Source organism: Neorhizobium huautlense (assembly GCF_002968575.1).
GTDB classification, from domain to species: domain Bacteria; phylum Pseudomonadota; class Alphaproteobacteria; order Rhizobiales; family Rhizobiaceae; genus Neorhizobium; species Neorhizobium huautlense.
The window spans coordinates 1-454 of the sequence record NZ_PVBM01000108.1; the positions used below are offsets into that span (position 1 = coordinate 1).

1 protein-coding gene is annotated in these 454 nt (G+C 50.2%); it reads right to left on the reverse strand.

Annotation, left to right across the window (positions count from 1 at the left end; translation table 11 throughout):
* Positions 1–249, reverse strand: a 249-nt coding sequence (locus C5L12_RS27825) for a DoxX family protein (RefSeq protein WP_157949153.1), incomplete at its 3' end; no start/stop codon positions are given.
* Positions 250–454 lie beyond the last annotated feature (205 nt).

A 454-nucleotide genomic window follows, 5' to 3' on the forward strand; every position in this document is an offset into this window, starting at 1 on the left:
CAACACATACAGGGCAAAAATGACCGCGATAGGGCGAGTAAACAGGCCGAGAATAAGCGCGATGCCGAAAATAAACTCCACCACCACGGCGACAATCGCCGCCAAATAAGGCATCGGCGTGCCATAGCCTTCCATCGCCGTGACGGTCGCACCGAAGTTGACCAGTTTCATCCAGCCGAAAATGATAAACAGAACCATCAGTAGAATGCGGGACAGCAGAATTACGCCGTCTTTTGAGCTATCACCCATTTCGAACTCCTTAGCCACTGTCGGAATTATGTTGTCTTGCTGATTAAAGATTAGAACAATTTACGTTTTTTTCTAGCTGCGGCGGGCGGTTGCGCCGCTTTTTTCGGCGGACGAGAGGCGTGGTGAAGCCGGCGGCATTGCCTATACTTGAGCCTGGAGCAAAAACAATAAAACGGGCAATGTGAGGCCATGATGGATGAAGAAT